This window comes from Arthrobacter pascens (assembly GCF_017052465.1).
GTDB lineage: Bacteria > Actinomycetota > Actinomycetes > Actinomycetales > Micrococcaceae > Arthrobacter > Arthrobacter pascens.
On sequence record NZ_JAFHKT010000005.1, the window covers coordinates 1 to 415 of the forward strand.

The 415-nt window shown below is 65.3% G+C and carries 1 pseudogene; it reads left to right on the forward strand.

The window, feature by feature from the left end:
- Positions 1 to 415 (forward strand): annotated as a pseudogene (locus tag JYA52_RS00025) (hypothetical protein); the annotation flags it as partial.

Genomic DNA, 415 nt, shown 5'->3' on the forward strand with positions numbered 1-415 from the left:
GGGTGTGAGTAACCCGCCGACGGCGGATAAACCGCAGAGCAAGCTGTGGTGGAATGACGGGTCGTGGTGGGCGAACATGTGGACCACCGGCAGCGGGTGGAGCATTTACCGGCTGAACCGGAGTGCGGGGGCGTGGGTGGACACCGGGGTCCGGAGCGACACCAGAGGCACGACGTCGTCGGACACGCTGTGGGACGGGACCCACCTGTACATCGCCTCAAACGTGGTGACCCTTGGCAATTCCGCGGCCGGGCAGCCGGCCCGCCTGTACCGCTACAGCTATTCGGGCGGGGCCTACTCGCTGGATGCGGGGTTTCCGCAGGTGATTTCGAACAACAGCAGCGAGACTTTGACCATCGATAAGGATTCCACCGGTGCGCTCTGGGCTACCTGGACCCAGGTGGCGGGCACGACC